Below are 19,164 nucleotides of genomic sequence, written 5' to 3'. Positions count from 1 at the left end.
AAACCCAACCTACTAAATGAGAGATGTTGGTGTTGGGTGAAACCCAACCTACTAAATGAGAGATGTTGGTGTTGGGTGAAACCCAACCTACTAAATGAGAGATGTTGGTGTTGGGTTCCCATACTCCACCCAACCGACCCGGTGCGATCGCCTTACCTCTAAAAACACTTACGATAATTTGATACCCAGAACCTGAGTATAAGCCCCCCTAGCTTGTGTGACCCCAATGGTGCGCTGGGAGGCTTCCATCATGGGGCGACGCAGACTAACCACAATAAACTGGGCTTGTTCTGCTTGTCCTTTAATCATTTTAGCTAATCGCTCCACATTCGCTCCGTCCAAGAACATATCCACCTCATCGAAGGCATAAAATGGGGAGGGTCGGTAACGCTGGAGGGCAAAAATAAAACTTAGCGCCGTTAGGGACTTCTCCCCTCCCGACATAGAAGTTAGTCGCTGTACAGGCTTACCCTTGGGGTGAGCCACTAAATTTAGACCGCTATTAAAGGGGTCTTCTGGGTCATCAATTTGTAAATATCCATCTCCCTCCGACAATTCGGCAAAAATGGTTTGGAAGTTTTGGTTAACTGCATCAAAGGCTTCCTGAAAAGCGCGACGGCGGAGAGTCGTAAAGTTTTCAATGCGTAATAGTAGCTCTGTCCTCTCCCCGTGTAGGGTAGCCAATTTTTGGCTTAACTCCTCTAGGCGGGTAGTAGTATGCTCGTACTCTTCCAAGGCTAACATATTCACAGGTTCTAGATCTTCCATCCGCTTGGTCAGGGATTTAATCTCTCGTTGGAGGGTAGCTAGATCCAGTTTTTCGGGAATGGTCGGTAGTGGGTCGGGAAGTTCAGCTTTTTGGGTCTCTAGCTGTTGCTGTTTAATGTTCAGTTGTTCACGCCGTCCCTGTTGGGTTTCCTCAAGTTTCTGGATCTGCCATTCCAACTGCGACTGGGCGGTTTGCATTTCCCGTAGTTGTGCTTCGGCGCGATCGCGTTCTTGTTTGGCGGTTCCCAAACGTTGCTCAACCTGGGAGATGGCTGCGCGGGTTTGGCTAATTTGGCTATTGATGGTGGTGATGCGGTTTTGGGTGTCGGTGATTTGTTGGTTAAGGGACTGTTGCTGCTGCTGGAAGTCGGCGGCGCGGAGATGGTCGGCTGCTAATTTTTCGCCCAGGGCGGCTGTAGTGGTCTCAATGTACCCTAACCGCTGTTGAACCTCTCGCAGAGCCGTTTCTTGGGCTTGTAGGTGCGCTTCTTGTTGGCGGAGGCGAACTTGTATCTGTTGCCATTCCGTGTGGCTGTTGGTTCTTTCCAATTGGGCTAGGGTTTCCCGATCGCTTTGTAGTTGTTGTTCTGCGGCGGGAATGGTGCTATCTAGTGCTGCTAGACGTTCCCTGGCGGTGGATAATTCTTGCTGGGCGGTGTTTAGTTGCGATCGTGTTTGTTCTATGGTGGTGGTGATAGCCACAATTTGCGACTGGACTTGAGCCACCTGTTGGGTAGCCTCTCGCAGATTTTGTTTAGCCTCGATTAATTCCGCAGAACGTTGTTTAACAGTTTGTGTGCCTTCTGTAATAGCTTGATGGCAACGGGTGAGGATACGTTCTATTTCCGCTAATCTTTCTTTGAGAGAGGCGATCGCACCAGTGGCGGCTCTAAGTTGATTATCTGCACTGCCAAAGTGTAGGCTAGAACGGGATGTGCTACTGCCCCCGGTCATGGCTCCACTAGATTCTAACAATTCCCCATCTAATGTCACCATCCGATATTGTCCCAGATAGCGCCGGGCTTGATTTAGGGACTTAAATACTAAGGTTGTGCCAAACACATATCGGAAAATGCCATGATAAGGGCGATCGTATTCAATTAAATTTACTGCCAGGTCTACTAAGCCATCCAGAGTCGCCAGGGTGTCCGTTTCCATTCTCTCTGATGATGGTCTGATTTTGTTGAGGGGGAGAAACGTAGCCCGTCCGGCTTTTTGTCGTTTCAACAGGGCGATCGCTTCCGCCGCCACCGTATCATCTTCCACCACTATATGCCCTAATCTACCTCCCGCCGCAATTTCTAGGGCTAGTTGGTATTGAGGCTCTACCCTCCCCAACTGACAGACCAAACCACAGACCCCAGTTAACCCCGCTTTTTGAATCGCCATGGTCGCATAGGTCCCCGCCGCCTCCGCTCGGGCTTGTTGTTCAGCTTCTAGGCGGTCTAGCTTGCGTTGACGTTCCCGCTGTTCTTCTAATAAGCGGTTAAGGGTGTCTTGTTGGACAGACAGATCTTCTTCTACCGCCGTAACTATCCGCGAGAGAGACTCTACCTGAGCCGTCGCCTCGCTAACCCCACTGGTTGCCCTTTGCAGGGTTTGCTGGTGGGTAGTTAATTCCCCTTGTAAAGATTCTAGCGCCTGTTCCCTTTCCTGGGTTTGGCGCGCCAACTGTTCCGCCCTCTCCCGCAGTCTCGCTTGTTCTGTCTTTTGGGGGTTCAGGCTTTTTTGCAAGGCTTCTATTTGGCGGTGTAGGTCCGTCTGTTGTACCATCCAACTTTCCGCTTGGTTGGCTATTTGGTCCGCTTCCCTACGGGTTTGGTTAAGGCTAGTTTCTGCCACATGGCGATCGCTTTCCCGTTGTTGTTCTAACTCGGTTTCCGTCTTTTTTTGGGCTTGCAAATTAGCCAGGGTTTGGCTATGTTCTTCAATAGCCGCTTGAGTTTGTCCGAGCTGCTCACTCGCCTTTTGCGCCGCCGTTTCCAATTCCCGCCGCCTTTGCTGCTGAGAAGCCAATTCCGCTTCCTGGGTAGCCAGGGTAGACTGGAGTTGCAGCAGTTCCTCTTCCCCCATGGCTTTTACTAGAGCGTTTAATGCTTCCAGGGTAGTGGTTGCTTGTTTAATTTGGCTTTGCTGCAACTGGAATTGTTCCGTCAATTCACTATGACTGCGATCGCCTGCTTCTATTTGTTCCCTGTACCGCCAGAGTTGTTGTTGTAGGGTTTGATAGTTTAGTACCGCCCACCAAAGGCTTTTTTCCTGTAATTCAGCTTTGAGTTGCTGATATTTCATAGCTTGGGCGCGGTCCTTCGCTAGGCGATCGCGTTGGCTAATAAGTTCCTGTTCAACTATGCGGCTACGTTCCTCCCGTTCCTTCACTGTATCCAGTTTTTCCCGCGCTAGAACAATTTTGCGATCGAATTGTGCCACTCCCGCCAGTTCGTCGATAATTTCCCGCCTTTCCCTGGGTTTCATCGTGATAATACCCGTCACGTCTCCCTGAAGCACCACGTTATAACCTTCTGGGTAGATCCGCAGACGGTTTAGTTGTTCGTGTAGTTCTGTTTGCGTACAGGGTTCCCCATTAATGTAGTAGGTGGAGGTATAAGTTCCCTGTTTCGTCACCCGCAATTTCCGGGTCACACTCCATTCCCCCTCAGCTACCAGTCCCCTTGCTCCCGTTTCTCCCTCCCCTTCCAGTTCCGTCGGTTCCTCTTCTAGTTCTGCAAATGTTAGGTCTGATAGGTCAAAGGTAACCGTAACCCGAGTTTCTACCGTCGTTTTCCGGCTTTGGGAATTATTCACCAAATCAGGTAATCTTTCCGCGCGCATTCCTTTCGAGGAAGACAGACCTAGCGCGAATAATAGAGCATCAAGAATGTTGGATTTCCCAGAACCATTCGGTCCAGACACCACAGTAAACCCCGGTAGCAGGGGAATTGATGTAGTGCCACCGAAGGATTTAAAGTTGGTAAGTTCCACGCGCTTAATGTGAACCATTGAGGCTGGTTAAGATTGCCAATCAGGTATTATAGGGGTTTACCCATTAGGGTAGCATATATGGTTAGTGGCTTTTTCCGTAATCGTGCTAACATGGGGACCTGTGAAAGGCTAGGAAGGTAGATTATGGAAGATACGGCCCTACTTGATGGGATTATCGGCTTTTTGGCGATCGCTATTTTGGTCGGGGGTCTCATTTTACTGTTTCAAGGGGTTTCTTCGATTAAGTAGGATATCAACTGGGAGTTAATTGATTAGTATGTCCGAGGTCGAGTTCCAACAAATTACCCTCGAAAATCCTGATTTTGCCAAGGCGATCGCACTCTATCAACAGAGTTTTTTACCCCAGGAAATCATCCCCATTCCCATCATATCCCGGTCGCTCAAGTTAGGCAATATTCAACTATGGGGGGGATATTATCAGCAAGAATTTGCCCTGATGTCCATTGTCCATCCTCTGCCAAATTCCGAATTTGTTTTGTTAGGATATTTAGCCACCGTTCCCCATTTAAGAAACATTAAAATCGGTTCTCGGTTTTTAGAGTATATTATCAATGTGGTTCAACAGGATGATAAATCACTTATCCTAGAGGTGGAACATCCAGATTTTGGCGAAAATCGCCAGTTAAAATAGCGCCGCGTTGCCTTTTATCGAAGGTTAGGCGCTAAGATATTTCAGGATATTATCTACATTTTTCCTGCCTTAGATGGCACTACAACCACCGAAATGATGTTAATGATTATCGGCGAAAAACATCATGACAAGTTACCCCAAACCCTTGTACAGCAGTTAATCCGCGACTTATATTCAGAGGTCTATAACTGCAATCCTGATGACTCGATTTTTAATTGGATTGCAGATATAAAACACGACATTAATTTGGTTAGTTAGTCGTCATTGTAATTACCTGTGATAATAGGGCGGGTCAATTAATCATTAATTATCAAACCGAAAGGCGGCGGGGAGAGATAATTGTGGGAAAGGTTTAACCTCAGCGGGTTTAGCCGAATTTCCGTTTTGGGATGCGGGGTTAGATTCATCCGAGGCTAACATCTCTCGAAGGAGACGAGCGATCGCTCTTTGTGCTAAATCTCCCGCGACCTGCTGACTCAAATCTCGGACTTCCGGTTTTCCTAATAAGTTTGGAACCCGCTGGACTAATAGCATGGGGTCGAAACCTTTAGTTTCCTGAAGAATAGCAATAATCCGCTGAACATGATCAAGATTTTTGCTGTCAGTTTCTGATACTGGCTTGACCGGTGTTTTAGTCTTAACCCCCATCCATTGAGCAATAGTCCTTTGTGCTTTAGCGATCGCACTTTGGGAAGCCAAATCAATATTATTAACCAGTTCCCGCGCCAGATTTTCTCGGATAAACTCTCCTCTTTCCGAGAACAGGAAATCTAAAGTCTGATCCAGAACCTTATTGATATCATAATCATCGCTATTTTTAGCATTTTTCAGCAAATTTTCCAAACGATTCCACCGGAAGGAACCATCTTTAAATAGTAGTAGGCGCAGAGAAGTTCGCAACTCTGGCGATGGGTCACTTAACAAGCGTTTCGCTACATAGGGATAGGCTTTGCTGAGAACCTTAAAATTGGGGTCTACATTAATCGCAATTCCCTCTAAAGTTACCAGCGATCGGATAATTAGCGCATAATAAGCCGGAACCTTAAACGGGTACTCATACATCAAAGCCGAAAGTTCATCGGTAATGCTTTTAAAATTCAACTCGGCTACACTAGCACCCAAAGCATTATTAAAAACTTCCCCTAAAGCTGGGATAATCGGGGTTAGGTCAGTGTCAGGACTCAAAAACTCCAGTTTTACATAGTCGTTGGCTAAACCTTCAAAATCCCGATTAACTAGATGCACCACTGCTTCTAGTAGACCATAACGCTGATAGGGTTTAACCTCGCTCATCATCCCGAAATCGAGATAAACTAACTTGCCATCTGGACTAGCCAGCAAGTTTCCGGGGTGAGGGTCAGCATGAAAAAAGCCATGTTCTAGGAGTTGACGGAGGGAACATTGCACCCCCACTTCAATCAAATAACGAGCATCAATTCCCTGAGCCGCAATTTCTTCTAAATTCGTGAGTTTGGTTCCCGTCACCCACTCCATTGTTAGCACCCGCCGTCCGGTATATTCCCAATAGATACGGGGTACATAAATATCTTTTAAATGTCCGTAGAGTTCTTGGAAGCGTTCCGCATTATGACCTTCTTGGTTGTAGTCCATTTCTTCATAAATGCGACTCCCCAACTCATCCATAATCGCTACTAAGTCGCTGCGAATAAATTTCAAGTTATTATTCGCCCAAATTGCCAAAGTTCGCAGAATATAAATATCTAGTCCTATTCTTTCGCACAGGTCAGGACGCTGAACTTTGACGGCTACGGTTTCACCTGTTTTCAGTTTGCCTTTATAAACTTGTCCCAGGGACGCGGCGGCGAGGGGGTCGCGGCTAAGTTCAGCATAGATGTTTTCTGGTCGCGCGCCTAATTCCTCTTCAATAAACCGATAGGCTACTTCGTTGGGGAAGGGGGGTAATTGGTCCTGGAGTTTGGTTAATTCCTCAAGATATAGTGGCGGTACTAAATCAGGACGGGTTGATAAGGCTTGTCCGATTTTGATGAAGGCTGGACCGAGTTCGGTTAGCAGGTTTCGCAGTTGAATGGCTCGTTTTCGCTGATTACGATCGCCTCTAGCAAATCGGCGATCGCTCCAAATTCCCCAATACCAGAATCCTAGTTTCCAGATAATTGACAACAGGCGACCCCAAACCTCAAAAATCCGCGAACGATAATGATTGGCGATCGCTTCGGGGTCATAACGCAATAAGACATCCTCCGAGTTGGCTGGTGTATCTATGGTTTCCGAGTAGTTCACATCAATAGCCTCGGTTTCGAGTGCTTTCGGCGTTAGTGAGTTGGAGTCAGCCTCGGACAATGTAGGCAACACTGGTTTAGCTGTCATGTCAATCTTGGTTAGGGTCTGATGTTGATTGTAAACTATCGTAACAAATTTTCAGCTAAAGTTCTAACCGTGTTGAATTGACTCTCGCATCAATCTATGACATAGATTAAGTAAATGACAACGACTGTTGACGGGAAGCCTAGGAGGAGGTGATTCGGAGTTTGGCCAATCTTTTAAGTCAAAACAGGGACAGCAGGGTGTTGGCATACCGTGGGTGCGGACCGGGATAGGAATTGCACACCTAGCACAGTCGATGATTTCCCATTCTGGTGTCAGCAGTTCTGCTATGGTCTCATTGGTTCCCTCTAGGTAGCAGTCGCCAGACTCTGGACTTAAAATTTGTTCCCAGCACTTCTCAAATTCTCGGCTATAGCGATCGCCTGTAATCGTCGGTAATGGTAGTTGAGTTTGGTTGCCGTTATTCAGGACAACTTTTTTGCCTAACTGAAACCAGTAGGCTAGGTATTGTTTCACTTGGTTTTCGGAAGCCATAATTTTTGTTCCTGGTTGCCCTTCATCGTTGCCAATTGGGAGAATTTCTGACTCCTATTGATTATTTTAGCTTAAAAAAGATGATGTCGGGGAGATTCAAATCTTTAATAATATTTAATTTTTGGCAGGAATGACTAATCATTTATTATCAATACTGTAGCCATATCAATCAGTATTATTGCGGATTAGTTGAACCATATAAGCAGATTGGACTAGGGAATTTTCCGTAATTTCCACATTGTCTAGTTTATGGTATGCGGCTTAAAATAAATTTACTGGCAACAGTAGACAGTTGTTGCTAACAGCCCAATTAACGAGGACTCTTAGGATGAGTACGGCTTTCTCGGTTTTAGACCTAGCCAAACAAGGAGATATTAATGCGATCGCTACATTAATTAAAAACAAACTAGAATCGAAAGGTATTCGGGTAAAGTTTGACTGTGTTCAAGGAGACATTAAGTTATTTTTAGAATCTTCCCAACTGGGAGGAAAAACCGTAGGGGATGCTGTTTATAAGTATGTGGAAGCCAGCAAGTTTAACTTACAGTCTATTAACTATATAAAAATCTATAAGACGAATGAAGGTCGTTGGAAATTAGTTTATCGAGTCGAAGTTGAGCAGAAGAAGACTGACAATGTAATCCCCCTAGGAGCCAACTCCCCTCGGGCTATTACCGCACCACAAATAAACGGTAAGACTTCCGACTTACTCCCTCTGAAACAAGACTTGGAACAGTTACACGAATCTGTCAAAACTGAAATTAACCGTCTGTCTGAAATTTCATCCCAATTAGAAAGAGTGTTGCAGGTATTAGAACCTAAGATTCCTTCACCTGAACCCGTAAAAACCAACCAAGAACCGACCGAATTAATTAACTGGCTAGAAAAACTGGAGATTAAAGTTAACAGTAGTAATCAACCGAGTGCTTCAGATGATGTGCTAAATCAACTAGCTGATATCATTGGTAATAACTACCAAAATTTAAGCCAATTACATCAAGCGATCGTCCAGAGTATTTGTAGCCGAAGTCCTTTTCATCTCAACTTATCAAATAGCAGTCAACCAGAGATATCGCAATCGACACAATTATGTAATAGGCTAAGTCGTCTCAGCTTTCTGTCAACCTATCACTATAATAAAAATACTAGAACCATTTCCGGTCAAGTTGACCCCCAAGGACAAATCATCAATTTCTTTAATGGTATTTGGTTTGAGAGGTTTATTTACCACAAAATCACCAATTTATTTAATGAGTATAATCTGAGCTATCAGTGCTTAATTAATCCCAAGCTAGAATTTGCGAATGGAAATGTATTTGAGTTAGATTTTCTATTTTGGGTTAACCAACAAGTTCTCTGGGTTGAATGCAAATCAGGTAAAAATTATAACCCGACTATCAGTACCTATGAGAATCATAGAAATTCCCTAGAATTACCGAAAGAATCGTCGATGATGGTATTATTACAAGCAGATACACAACAAACAGGAGATCTGACTACACTGCGAGGCTTAACCATTGTGAATCCTGATAATTGCATTGATCAAATTAAACAAACTCTCAACTTAGATAGTTAAGAGCAAGTGGGAATCTATTTTTTTTAGTTAGGGGTTAGGTGCTAAAGTCCGCGTGATTAGCGGTTAACACATCCCTAGGATTTCCATGGACTTTTCTAGGACTTCATCAGGGTCAAAAGGCTTAGTCATATACAAATTGGCTCCCACCTTTTCACCCTGTTGTTTATCAAATTCCTGACCTTTAGCAGTGAGCATAATCACAAAAACATCAGATAATCCCAGTTCATTTTTGACGGCGTTACAGACATCAAAACCATTCATTTTCGGCATCATCACATCCAGAAAAATTAAATCCGGCTTTTGTTCTTTGATAATGGCTAACGCCGCCTCACCATTATCAGCAATTAATAATTCTACACCCTCATCTTCTAGTTCTTCCAAAGTTTGTTGAAGCAATAGCCTGATATGAGGTTCATCATCTACAATTAAAATACTTGGTGACATCAGCTTTTCCCTAAACTCCTCAATATAACACTTCAAAGACTTCTATCTTATTTTTTTTACCTTTGAGCTTAACAATACCCACCTCTTTAAAAGAGAAATCATTTTGTGTTGCATCATATATACTACGTCCTACCAGTATTTGTCTACCCTTGGCCAAAGATTGTAATCGAGAGGCCACATTAACCTCATCTCCGATCGCAGTATAATCAACGTGATGGGGTGAGCCAATATTCCCAACCACCACCTCGCCGGAACTAATACCAATTCCGGTATGAAAATTGTCTCGAATCCAATGATTAGAGATTTCTTGTAAGCGATTTTGCATTCCAATGGCGGCTTCTATGGCTCGTTGTTCACAATTAGTCAGACTAGCGGGAGCGCCAAACATACAAACCATCATATCTCCGACAAACTTATTGACAGTCCCCCCATGTTCAAAAATGACATTAACCATCTCTTCAAAATAAATATTCAAATATTCGACAATTTTTTCCGGTGGCAATTCTTCGCACTTAGTGGTAAAATCGCGGATATCAGCAAATAAAATCACTAAATTTTTGCGGCAGTTTTTCAGCAAATTTTCATCTTTGGAGTTAATGACAGCCTCGACTAACTGAGGTGACATATATCTTTCCAAGTTGCTTTTAATCCGTTCTTCCTGCAATCGATATTCATGAAATCGGATATTTTCAATAGCATTAGCCGCCTGAGATGCGATCGCTGTCAATAGCTTTAAGTCACTAGCATTATAGGAGACAGATTGAGTGCTGAATAAAACAATAAACCCCAAAATCCGGTTTTGATGTTTGAGAGGCGAAAATAACAGAGCCGATATTTGGGAAGCCATGAAAGCAAAGCGAAAATCATAAGCAATATTATTAATAATTTCCGGCTGAGTAAAATCAAAAATAGCATCGGCAATTTTCTCAGCCAAGGGATAACTCAGTTGAGAAGATTCACCAGATACTACAATCATTTGACACTGTTGATTTGGTGGATTGTCCTGATTACAAGTCATCACAAAACCGCCAGTAGCTCGAATGGCTTGCATAGCTTCTTCTAAAATCAGTAAAGCCAAAGATTTATTATCCAAAACGGCACTCAATTTTTCCGAAATTCGGTAAAGCAGATTAATTTCCTTGTACCTTTCCAAGGTTTCATGAGCCAAAGTTTTCCGTTCCCATTCTCGATTAACTAAATAAGTGAGGAGGGAAGCGACTGTGGCGGCTTGTCGATCGCCTTCCACCCAACCAATAGATTGATTATGAAGTAAAATCGGATAAGTTTCTGTAGGGAGTGGTTGAAGGTTCCCCAATAGACAATTACCCTCATGGTCAAAAATAGAAATCGAGCCATTATTCAACTTAATCATTTCATCGATAATTGAGGCAATATCAGGAAAACGTAAAATTTGTTTAAGTTTAATCTTCATGGTTGCTACGGGAGTCTTCTAACAAAAATAGAAAGATATTAGCTAGTTCTTTTTCAAACTTAAAACTACGGACTAAATTATACTTTTTGGAAAATTCCGCATTAGCAATAACTAAATCTGGTTTCATGGCTCGAATTTGAGGCAAAAACTCTTCCTCCCCTTGGGTCTGAGATACAAGATAACCTTGAGTTTTTAGGACTTCATTTAAAATCTCAAGGGTAGAAATATCGCGATCGACAATTAACACCCGTTTAGGAGACTCTCCACGAGCAAACAAAGATTTAACTTCTTGTAATAAAGTTTCTTGAGCCACTGGCTTAGTTAGGTATTTATCAACCCCTACCTGATAGCCACGACTAACTGAGTCATCAGCGGAGACAACCAAAATAGGAATATGCTGAGTTTCCGGGTCATGTTTTAAAATAGCCGCCACATCAAAACCATTAATCTCCGGCATAATAATATCAAGAATTACTAAATCTGGTGGATTTTGTTTAATTTGACTAATGGCTTCTCGACCATCTTTTGCCAAGCGGACATTATAGCCTTCGGCATCTAATTCTTGACGCAATAACTCTCTAATACTTGGGTCATCATCCACGATTAAAATAGTCTTTTTATGTTCTCCTATGGACTGATTATCCTGATATTTTTCATTAGTTAGGTGATTAATTAAAGATTGTAAATCGAGGGTTTTAACAGCGTTTTCAATGTCTTTAACGTCAGGTAAAGGCAAGGTAAAATAAAAGGTACTACCCACTCCCACCTGACTTTCTACCCAAATCGACCCGCCGTGATGCTGGATAATTTCTTGGCAAATTGGCAAGCCTAAACCAGTTCCTTGCGGTTTATTAGTTAGGGTATTACCTACCTGTTTAAACTTCTCGAAAACCTGTTCTCTATCAGCAGCATCAATACCACAACCTGTGTCTTTTACGGACACCTTAATCGCGGACTTGACCGCCATTAATTTTAATGTTACATTACCTGTTTCTGTGAATTTTACAGCATTAGAAATTAAGTTAATAAAAACCTGCATTAATTTATCATTGTCTCCCATAATATCGGGGAGATTTTCGGGAATATTAACAATTAATTTAATTGGCTTGTTATTAAATAAAGAAGTAGTGGCAGATATGGCTCGTTCTACTACGGTTTTGATAGATAAGGGTTCTATATGCCATTCGGTCTTACCAGCTTCCATTTTAGCAATATCAAGCACATCATTAATTAGATTGGTTAATCGTATGCCTTCGGAAACAATAATATCTACATTACTAGCGACTTGATTAACGGCTCTATTGATTTTCTTGTCATCAGTTTTAATGAAGGGTAAAATCACATCATCGAGTTTTTTCTGAATCAATTTAGCAAACCCCAAAACAGAGGTTAAAGGTGTTCTTAATTCGTGGGATACGGTGGAGATAAAATCAGTTTTCATCCGATCTATTTCTTTTTCGGCTGTAATATCCCTAAATAATACGACTGAACCAATATATATTAATTCTTCTGAACCTGATGGGGAAGATACCTGTTTAAGTACACCCTTAGCGACGGCTTGACCAATGCGATCGCCTTCTAATTTCACCTCTCCCCCGAAAGCATCCAGAGGTTTAGCTTTAGACTGCAAAAGCAAATCCATCACATCCCCATCAAAGGCTTCGCTGCACAATTTACCGCGTATATCCACATCTCCCAAATCAAACAAATTAGCCAAAGCGGGATTAGTGCGAGTAATTTTACCTTCGGTATCAGTGACTAACAATCCATCAGCAATGTGGTCAATAATTGAAGTCAGATTAGCCAAAGTTTCCTGAAGTTCAACGGTAGCCATTTTCACCCTTTCTTCTAAATATTGATTAGCATCAGATAACTGTTGATTAAACTCTTTGATATCAGTAATCATCTGATTAAAAGTCCGAGCCAAAATCCCAATTTCGTCTTGAGTTAAAACGGGTGCTTGACAGTCAAAGTTGCCATCAGAAACTTTTAACGCAGTCTCAGTAATCGCCAGAATGGGCTGGGTAATTTTCCTGGTTAACAGATAGACAGCAATCAACAGTAAACTGATGGAAGTCAACCCTAGTAACAAGATATCTTTAGCAAGTCGATTAGCGGGAGCAAAGGCTTCTTGTTGTTCCATTTCGGCAATCAAAGCCAAATTTTGCTTCTCTAACCAGGTATATACCCCAATCACGGGAATACCATCATAATTGCGATAAATACCCTCTCCGGTTTCTCCCCGCAAAGCTGCATCAATTCCGGGACTGCTAACAGCTTGGATCAGTTTTTCTTCTCCGATTTGGTGACTAGAAATCAAAGCGCTTTGGCTTTCTAAACGACCGACCAAATAAGTTTCGCCACTGTTTCCTAAACCCGCCCTTTTTCGGATAATTTCATCGATGCTATTCAGGTTCAAATCTAGTGCAATGACGGCTATACGTTGATTTTCTGGGGGTAAATTAATATTGTTGGCTGATTGCACCAATTGTTCTAGGGTAGGGCGATCGGGTTGTCCAGTTACTGGGAGTCCATAGGCATTTTGAGCGTTTTCGATCGCTGTTTGGGTTTGCAGACCCCATATATTATCAATGGAACCATTATAAAACCCTCCGTTAGCCAACAGGGTTTGAATAGCAAGGATATCGTCTAACTCTGGTATATCGAGGGTGGCGCTAGTGGAAGAGGTAGGACGAAAAACGGGGGCGGCTAGGGTGATCATGGGTCGCCCAGTTTTGGTGGAGGTGTAAAAATTAGGACGGACTCGATCGCCTGACTCCATGCTTTCAAAATAGGTAGTGGTATTACCTAGAGGTTGATAGTTTCCGATAATGGTGGGGTCGGTAGAATAGATGATAATTCCGGCGGTAGTCAGTAGGGAAATGCGATCAATTTCGGGTTTCAGGGCGAGGAGGTGAGTTAATTCTTGGTTGATGATCTCTTGGGCTTGGGCTTTTTGGGCTTGTGTGGCGTTGGGGTCTACCAGAATTGCGGCTTGAGTCCTGACGGTTAAGTTACTAGCTGTAGCTAGGGTTTCTCGGCGTTGATTTTCGGCCCATTTGTTGACCTGATGGGCTTTAAGGGAGGTGGCGACTTGCAATCGTTCAAAAACTGATTGTTTCAGGGACTCCCGCGCGCGGATATTAACAGTAAAGCTAACCAGCCCAACGGTGACACCGGAAAGTAGAAAAAAGTAACCCACCAATTTTGACAGTAGGCTTTGATTGAGGAGTTTCATTTGTTTACCTCATGGAGACTCTGGCTATAACCTGATTAGGGTTCCTATGGTGGGCCATAAACTATTATTGCTCCCAATTGGAGAAAATTCCCTCAATTTGAGCGATCGCCCGATCGGCTGCCTGTTCTGGTGAGATACCATCAGCTACAATAGCACGGATCACCTGACCCCAAATATTATCCGATAGCACTTGAGAATAAGCCGGATTAAATGATTGTGCAAATGGCCTAGCTTGCTGATATTGCTGAACAGACGCTGAAATATGCGGATCTTCAGGATTTGTCCAAAATGGATCTTCTAATAGTTTTGGCATTACCGGAAAATAGCGTCCTTGAGCACCCTGGAGATAGGAACCTAAGTTCTCTGGTTGAATTAGATAGGATAGTAGACTTTTGGCTTGTTCCTGATTGGGGGACTCTTTAAATATAACAACCATTTTGACACTGGAAACGGAATTAAGGCGATCGCCATTCAGTGTGTTGGGCCAGTCGATGGTGACTAAATCTTGAAAATAGGTCTGGGTATCCTGACGCTGGGAACCGGGAATTGATAGGGATGGGTTAGCGGTTAAAATTGAATTTCGACTCAGGAAAGAGACGTTATTATCAGGATTTGCCCAATCGATGGCACTAGGGGGAACATAGCCATCTTTATAAAGGTTGGTGTATTCGGTCAAGGCGTTAATCAGACCTTGACGCACCCGGGGTTCCCTAATTTGCAGTTGTCCTGTGGGGCTGATTAATTGTACATTGTGGGCTGTTAAAAATTGCTCAAAGGTGAAGTAGGTATCACTGGCGGCGGGAGACATGGGGAAACCAAAGGCGTAGATCTTTTGATTTTGCTGCCACTGGGAACGTAATTCGTCTTGAATGTCTTTCCAAAATTGCCAAAATCCCTCCCAGTCTTGAGGAATGCGATCGCTACTAAATCCGGCTTGTTCAACTAGGGGTTTCCAGTAGTGAATATGAATAGTTTGCTGGCTGAGGGGGGCGGCATATTTCCCAGTTTGTCGGGTGTGGGAATTCTTGTATGCTACGGATTCCAGGGCTTCGCGATCGTAAATGCTTCGCAGGGGAGTAATTATATCCGATAGATCAACCAGTTGATTATCCCACGCTAAACTAGGGATTAAGGTTTCTACTTTCCCAGTGCTAAATAACAGGTCGGGAGGATTAACTGATGCGATCGCATTATTAGTTTCTCTCAGCATATCTGCGTCACTGTAGAAGGTCAATTCTACCCGATTTCCGGTCTCATTTTCCCACTCTTGGACTAATCTCTGAATCTCTTGAGTTTCTTCTGGATAAAAACCCTGTTGCCACCAAACCCTAAATGGCCTATCCCCAGCACCAGAACCCACAGACGATGGGGATGCGTTACAGGTAACTACCCCTAATGATAAGAAGAACAGAAGACCATATTTAATAAATTCTTGGCGTGTTTGCATGGTAAAATACTACCCACAACTATTGTGTCAAGTTAAATCATAACTATATCCAATTTTACCACGGAATCTATTAAGATTCTCAAGATTTGATCAGTTGACTGGATACCATAGCTGCTGGGGATTATTGCCCATCATTTAGTTAAGTTATCTTCCGAAATATTAAGCTATATAAACATGGATAGTTACATAATGTTAACTTCCTGTCTAATTCCGATAAAATTGATGTTACTCATGTTCTTGGTCTTCTTCTTCATCAGGGCGAGATTTGCGAGACTTGTTAAACCTTTTATTTTTGATGGCAATATCTTCATTCATAGTCCGAATTAACCAATAACTAGCAGCCAAAGCTAAACTCGCACCCGCCAAAGCGATCACATCGATTTTTTGATATTTATTGGTGTCAAAAATGATAATCTTTCGGGATACAGCAATTAAAGCTGTCACCACCACTAACTCAACTTGAACAATATGCTTTTTTAAATAAGCTGTTATATTTTCCAGCAACTCCAAAGCAATTAAAATATTCAAGAATAGCCCAAAAATCTCAATTAAAGTTGCATCAAAAAACCCGGTTGGCTTGGCAGCAAATAAATCCGTTAACAACACCCGAATTAAATCCACCAGAGAAACGATGATTACCAAAATTAAAGCCACGGACAAAATTTTAGAGACGCAATTCTCCACCCAGTGAATCATCCCCAAAAAATTCTCATCTTGAAACTGATTTAAAATTCGCTGCAACTTTTTTTTAAACATTGGGTTTATCCGTGATATAATTTAATTCGGCATTATCTTGGGGTTGATAATCAATCAATTGACGGGCGTTGTCAATGTTCCAAATCCGATTAGTATTGTTAGAAACCCCATAAAAAATCTGAAAACCCAAATCTTGATGATCTAGAGATTTTTGCACCAATTGCGCCAAATCTCTGGGACTACACCAAGTCTTCAAACTGCGATCGCTATTAGGATATGGCAAAAATGAACCAATCCGCAAGCAAATAATCGACATCCCATATTGGTCTACAAAAAACTGCGCCAACGCCTCCCCAAAAGCCTTACCAACCCCATATAAAGAATCAGGTCTCACGACCATTTCCGGGGTGATATGGGACTCTCCCATAACTTCTCGCCACCCGGAAACATGATTACTACTAGCATAAATTAACTGCTTTATCCCCACCCGTCTCGCCGCCTCAAAGACATTATAAGTTCCCGCAATTCCCCCCCGATAGACATCCTCCCAAGGCTGTTGTACGTCTGGGTTACTCGCCAAATGAATTACTCCATCAACCCCGTCCATAGCCTGGGATACTGCTTCAAAATCAGTAATATCGGCTATGATGACATCATCAGCACCAGAAATCGGTTTAAGATCCAAACATCGGAATTGGTAACAGCCAGCTAACAATTCTCGAAGCGATCGGCCAATTTGTCCAGCCGCACCCGTAATCAGAACCTTTCGCATTTCCTTTGTCAACCAGTCAAATTCATTCTGATTCTAACATTAACCTGTCATGATTTTAACTCTATTAGAAAATCCAATTGTTAGATTATACATCAATTTAATTGGCTGGGCTTTACTAGGATTTATTCTCGGCAAAAAACTCCCCGATAGTACATCCAAGTATTTAGGCCAGTTTCTCTATTGGATTGGTGTTCCCCTTGGTATCATTGCCTTTATGCGGGGAGTTGATATCTCTGGATATATTTGGATTTCCCCGATAGCGGGATGGCTTGCTATGTTGGTTGGGGCAGTTTTTGCGCGTTTTTGGATGGAATTAGAAATCAGTGATGAACGTATTAAAGCGATCGCTTCTGGTCTGATTAACCCTCGCGATTTAAAATCAGATCAACCCATCCCAGACACCGCCTGGACTCGACCAACCCAAGGCAGTTTTTTACTAGCTATGATGGTAGGAAATACCTCTTATTTAGGCTTTCCTGTAGTCTTGTCTTTAATCGGTCCTGAATACTTTTTATGGGCAGTCCTTTATAATACCCTCGCCACCAGTCCCGGACTTCACGGCATTGGCTATATGATTTCGGCTAATTATGGGAATAATCCCCTAGCACAACGTCGGAAAAGTCCACTACAAATTATTTTCGGAAATCCGGCTTTATGGAGTTTTGGGTTTGGGTTTTTTTTCCGCCATGTTCCCCTCCCAGACCTGGCAGAAAATGGTTTAAGAACTTCGGCTTGGTCTATTGTCACCTTAGCGATTATTATGATTGGGATTCAACTTAGTCAATTAGGGAAACTGCAAAAATTAAGCCAAGCGTTAATTTGTCTGGCTATTAAAATGATTGTAGTTCCGTTAGTAGTAGGAACAGGTTTGATGTTTTTGGGAGTGACAGGTTTACCGAGATTAGCTATTGTTCTCCAAATGGCTATGCCGCCTTCTATTGCTACGGTAATTTATGCGATCGCCTACGGTCTTGACAAGGATTTATCCGTAGCTACTGTAGCTTTAGGTTCCGTGGGTTTATTAATGACAATCCCGATGTGGTTATGGCTATTTGCGCCTTAAAATTAAATCGGTAGCATGGTAAACAATAGCATCAAATTCCGAGGGGTCTAAACTAGCGGGGTCGCGATAGCCTAAATTAATGCGATCGCACATTTTCTCATCAATATATTCCGATGCCAAAAACACCTTAATTCTCTGTAAATGCTGCCCAACCCTAATTAAATGACTAGCCACTAGGGGATTATTTAACTCTCCCGAATCAACCCAGGTTTTCACCTGTTCAGGAATAGCATAACCGAATTGATTAATAATATCCCCGTGGGTGGCAGAAATCCCCTCAGCCAACTTCCCTCTCACCACCAAAGTTCCCCCATCTCTGACCATATCTGCACAGTTATAAACCGCTTTAGCAGCCTGCCAAAAATCGGCACTTTTGTCATCCACAATAGCCAGCAATTTATCGCAGGGTTCAACAGTTTTTAAAAACAATTTAGCACTAAGTGCGGCCGCCTGACGATAGGAAGATTGTAAATCACCCACAAACACATCGACAATACCAGTGGGAAGGGTAACAAAGTTAACGGAAACGAAAGTAGCCGGAAAGGCTTGAGTAGCTAACTCTCCCACTTGAGCTAATATATCCCTAATTGGGTTATCCACTTTTGCCATAATTTCTTCAGTAGGGAAGAGGTTACTTTTCCAGTGAGTGTAATCAATTATGGCTTGATTAGCAATTCCCGGACACAGATATTTTGTCCCCCCAGAAAATCCCACAACTCGATGAGGAAATACACTCCCCAAACACATGACGACATCCTGATTCATCATCACCCTGTTTAACTTGACAGTGACCCCATCAATCACGCCAATTTCGACTAAATGACTATCATCAAAGGCATTATGATTTAACAGGTTTATCTGTTCAGCCTCTGTGGGGGATATTCCCAATTTATTGAGCATTTCGGTCTCAGTCATCGGTCGATGAGTTCCCAAGGCAAAGATTACGGTAATTTCTGGGGATAAACTTCTGTTAATAAAGGCTAATAATTGGGAAAAAAAGAGGTCAATAGGTGTGGAACGGGTGACATCTTCACAGATAATCAGAAGGCGATCGCACCGTTGATTTATGGACAACAAATAATCGGTTATTGTGCGGACAATAGCATCAACAGAAATCAGACTAACTGTTTCTAGGGTGATAATTTTCATACTCACTTAAATATCAGCAATTAGCGCCATCAAATCATGAAAGTAGGTTGGGTGCAACCCAACACCGTCATCTGATGAAAGTAGGTTGGGTGCAACCCAACACC

At 42.8% G+C, this 19,164-nt stretch carries 13 protein-coding genes; 3 read left to right on the top strand and 10 right to left on the bottom strand.

What is annotated here, in order from left to right; genetic code table 11:
• Positions 1–168: 168 nt before the first annotated feature.
• On the bottom strand, positions 169–3,768 hold the full coding sequence (gene smc / locus ACTIE0_RS14705; protein ID WP_006669859.1) for a chromosome segregation protein SMC: 3,600 nt from the start codon (positions 3,766–3,768) through the stop codon (positions 169–171).
• Positions 3,769–4,027: 259 nt separating this feature from the next.
• Here smc and ACTIE0_RS14700 point away from each other — a divergent pair, with 259 nt between their 5' ends.
• Positions 4,028–4,402: an N-acetyltransferase gene (locus ACTIE0_RS14700; RefSeq protein ID WP_006621253.1), complete on the top strand. Its 375-nt coding sequence runs from the start codon at positions 4,028–4,030 to the stop codon at positions 4,400–4,402.
• A 303-nt stretch (positions 4,403–4,705) separates the two neighbouring features.
• On the opposite strand, the gene ACTIE0_RS14695 is transcribed toward ACTIE0_RS14700, so the two are convergent.
• Both ACTIE0_RS14695 and ACTIE0_RS14690 read right to left on the bottom strand, forming a co-directional pair.
• On the bottom strand, positions 4,706–6,751 hold the full coding sequence (locus tag ACTIE0_RS14695; protein WP_006621255.1) for an ABC1 kinase family protein: 2,046 nt from the start codon (positions 6,749–6,751) through the stop codon (positions 4,706–4,708).
• A gap of 63 nt (positions 6,752–6,814) precedes the next feature.
• Positions 6,815–7,243, bottom strand: coding sequence for a hypothetical protein (locus ACTIE0_RS14690; protein ID WP_006621256.1), 429 nt, complete (start codon positions 7,241–7,243; stop codon positions 6,815–6,817).
• A gap of 328 nt (positions 7,244–7,571) precedes the next feature.
• Here ACTIE0_RS14690 and ACTIE0_RS14685 point away from each other — a divergent pair, with 328 nt between their 5' ends.
• Entirely contained in the window at positions 7,572–8,819 is a 1,248-nt protein-coding gene (locus tag ACTIE0_RS14685) for a hypothetical protein (RefSeq protein ID WP_006669860.1), read from the top strand.
• 63 nt (positions 8,820–8,882) lie between these two features.
• On the opposite strand, the gene ACTIE0_RS14680 is transcribed toward ACTIE0_RS14685, so the two are convergent.
• The 6 genes from ACTIE0_RS14680 to ACTIE0_RS14655 form a co-directional block, all read right to left on the bottom strand.
• Entirely contained in the window at positions 8,883–9,263 is a 381-nt protein-coding gene (locus tag ACTIE0_RS14680) for a response regulator transcription factor (protein ID WP_006621258.1), read from the bottom strand.
• Between the two features lie 19 nt (positions 9,264–9,282).
• On the bottom strand, positions 9,283–10,695 hold the full coding sequence (locus tag ACTIE0_RS14675) for an adenylate/guanylate cyclase domain-containing protein (protein ID WP_006669861.1): 1,413 nt from the start codon (positions 10,693–10,695) through the stop codon (positions 9,283–9,285).
• A complete protein-coding gene (locus ACTIE0_RS14670; RefSeq protein WP_315639500.1) occupies positions 10,685–13,933 on the bottom strand; it encodes a response regulator in 3,249 nt (1,082 codons plus the stop codon). Before ACTIE0_RS14670 ends, ACTIE0_RS14675 begins: the two co-directional genes overlap by 11 nt.
• Positions 13,934–13,997: 64 nt before the next feature.
• A complete protein-coding gene (locus ACTIE0_RS14665) occupies positions 13,998–15,380 on the bottom strand; it encodes an ABC transporter substrate-binding protein (RefSeq protein ID WP_006670943.1) in 1,383 nt (460 codons plus the stop codon).
• Between the two features lie 225 nt (positions 15,381–15,605).
• Positions 15,606–16,136 carry a phosphate-starvation-inducible PsiE family protein gene (locus ACTIE0_RS14660; RefSeq protein ID WP_006670944.1) on the bottom strand — a complete coding sequence of 177 codons (531 nt, stop codon included), beginning with the start codon at positions 16,134–16,136 and terminating at the stop codon, positions 15,606–15,608.
• Positions 16,129–16,848: an NAD-dependent epimerase/dehydratase family protein gene (locus ACTIE0_RS14655; RefSeq protein ID WP_006621263.1), complete on the bottom strand. Its 720-nt coding sequence runs from the start codon at positions 16,846–16,848 to the stop codon at positions 16,129–16,131. The genes ACTIE0_RS14660 and ACTIE0_RS14655 overlap by 8 nt, the downstream gene beginning before the upstream one ends.
• A 49-nt stretch (positions 16,849–16,897) precedes the next feature.
• Between ACTIE0_RS14655 and ACTIE0_RS14650 the strand changes: the two genes are divergently transcribed.
• Positions 16,898–17,911 carry an AEC family transporter gene (locus ACTIE0_RS14650; RefSeq protein ID WP_008057450.1) on the top strand — a complete coding sequence of 338 codons (1,014 nt, stop codon included), beginning with the start codon at positions 16,898–16,900 and terminating at the stop codon, positions 17,909–17,911.
• On the opposite strand, the gene ACTIE0_RS14645 is transcribed toward ACTIE0_RS14650, so the two are convergent.
• Positions 17,897–19,060, bottom strand: a complete 1,164-nt coding sequence (locus ACTIE0_RS14645; RefSeq protein WP_035758710.1) for a lactate racemase domain-containing protein — start codon at positions 19,058–19,060, stop codon at positions 17,897–17,899. The genes ACTIE0_RS14650 and ACTIE0_RS14645 overlap by 15 nt on opposite strands.
• Between the last annotated feature and the right edge of the window lie 104 nt (positions 19,061–19,164).

Source organism: Limnospira sp. (genome assembly GCF_051859755.1).
Lineage (GTDB): Bacteria > Cyanobacteriota > Cyanobacteriia > Cyanobacteriales > Microcoleaceae > Limnospira > Limnospira fusiformis.
Note: the sequence above shows the minus strand (reverse complement) of the source record. Positions and strands in the feature narration are given on the sequence as shown.

Bases quoted from the DNA above. Each gene is read 5' to 3' on its own strand.
- smc (WP_006669859.1), bottom strand. From the start codon at position 3,768: ATGGTTCACATTAAGCGCGTGGAACTTACCAACTTTAAATCCTTCGGT.
- ACTIE0_RS14700 (WP_006621253.1), top strand. From the start codon at position 4,028: ATGTCCGAGGTCGAGTTCCAACAAATTACCCTCGAAAATCCTGATTTT.
- ACTIE0_RS14695 (WP_006621255.1), bottom strand. From the start codon at position 6,751: ATGACAGCTAAACCAGTGTTGCCTACATTGTCCGAGGCTGACTCCAAC.
- ACTIE0_RS14690 (WP_006621256.1), bottom strand. From the start codon at position 7,243: ATGGCTTCCGAAAACCAAGTGAAACAATACCTAGCCTACTGGTTTCAG.
- ACTIE0_RS14685 (WP_006669860.1), top strand. From the start codon at position 7,572: ATGAGTACGGCTTTCTCGGTTTTAGACCTAGCCAAACAAGGAGATATT.
- ACTIE0_RS14680 (WP_006621258.1), bottom strand. From the start codon at position 9,263: ATGTCACCAAGTATTTTAATTGTAGATGATGAACCTCATATCAGGCTA.
- ACTIE0_RS14675 (WP_006669861.1), bottom strand. From the start codon at position 10,695: ATGAAGATTAAACTTAAACAAATTTTACGTTTTCCTGATATTGCCTCA.
- ACTIE0_RS14670 (WP_315639500.1), bottom strand. From the start codon at position 13,933: ATGAAACTCCTCAATCAAAGCCTACTGTCAAAATTGGTGGGTTACTTT.
- ACTIE0_RS14665 (WP_006670943.1), bottom strand. From the start codon at position 15,380: ATGCAAACACGCCAAGAATTTATTAAATATGGTCTTCTGTTCTTCTTA.
- ACTIE0_RS14660 (WP_006670944.1), bottom strand. From the start codon at position 16,136: ATGTTTAAAAAAAAGTTGCAGCGAATTTTAAATCAGTTTCAAGATGAG.
- ACTIE0_RS14655 (WP_006621263.1), bottom strand. From the start codon at position 16,848: ATGCGAAAGGTTCTGATTACGGGTGCGGCTGGACAAATTGGCCGATCG.
- ACTIE0_RS14650 (WP_008057450.1), top strand. From the start codon at position 16,898: ATGATTTTAACTCTATTAGAAAATCCAATTGTTAGATTATACATCAAT.
- ACTIE0_RS14645 (WP_035758710.1), bottom strand. From the start codon at position 19,060: ATGAAAATTATCACCCTAGAAACAGTTAGTCTGATTTCTGTTGATGCT.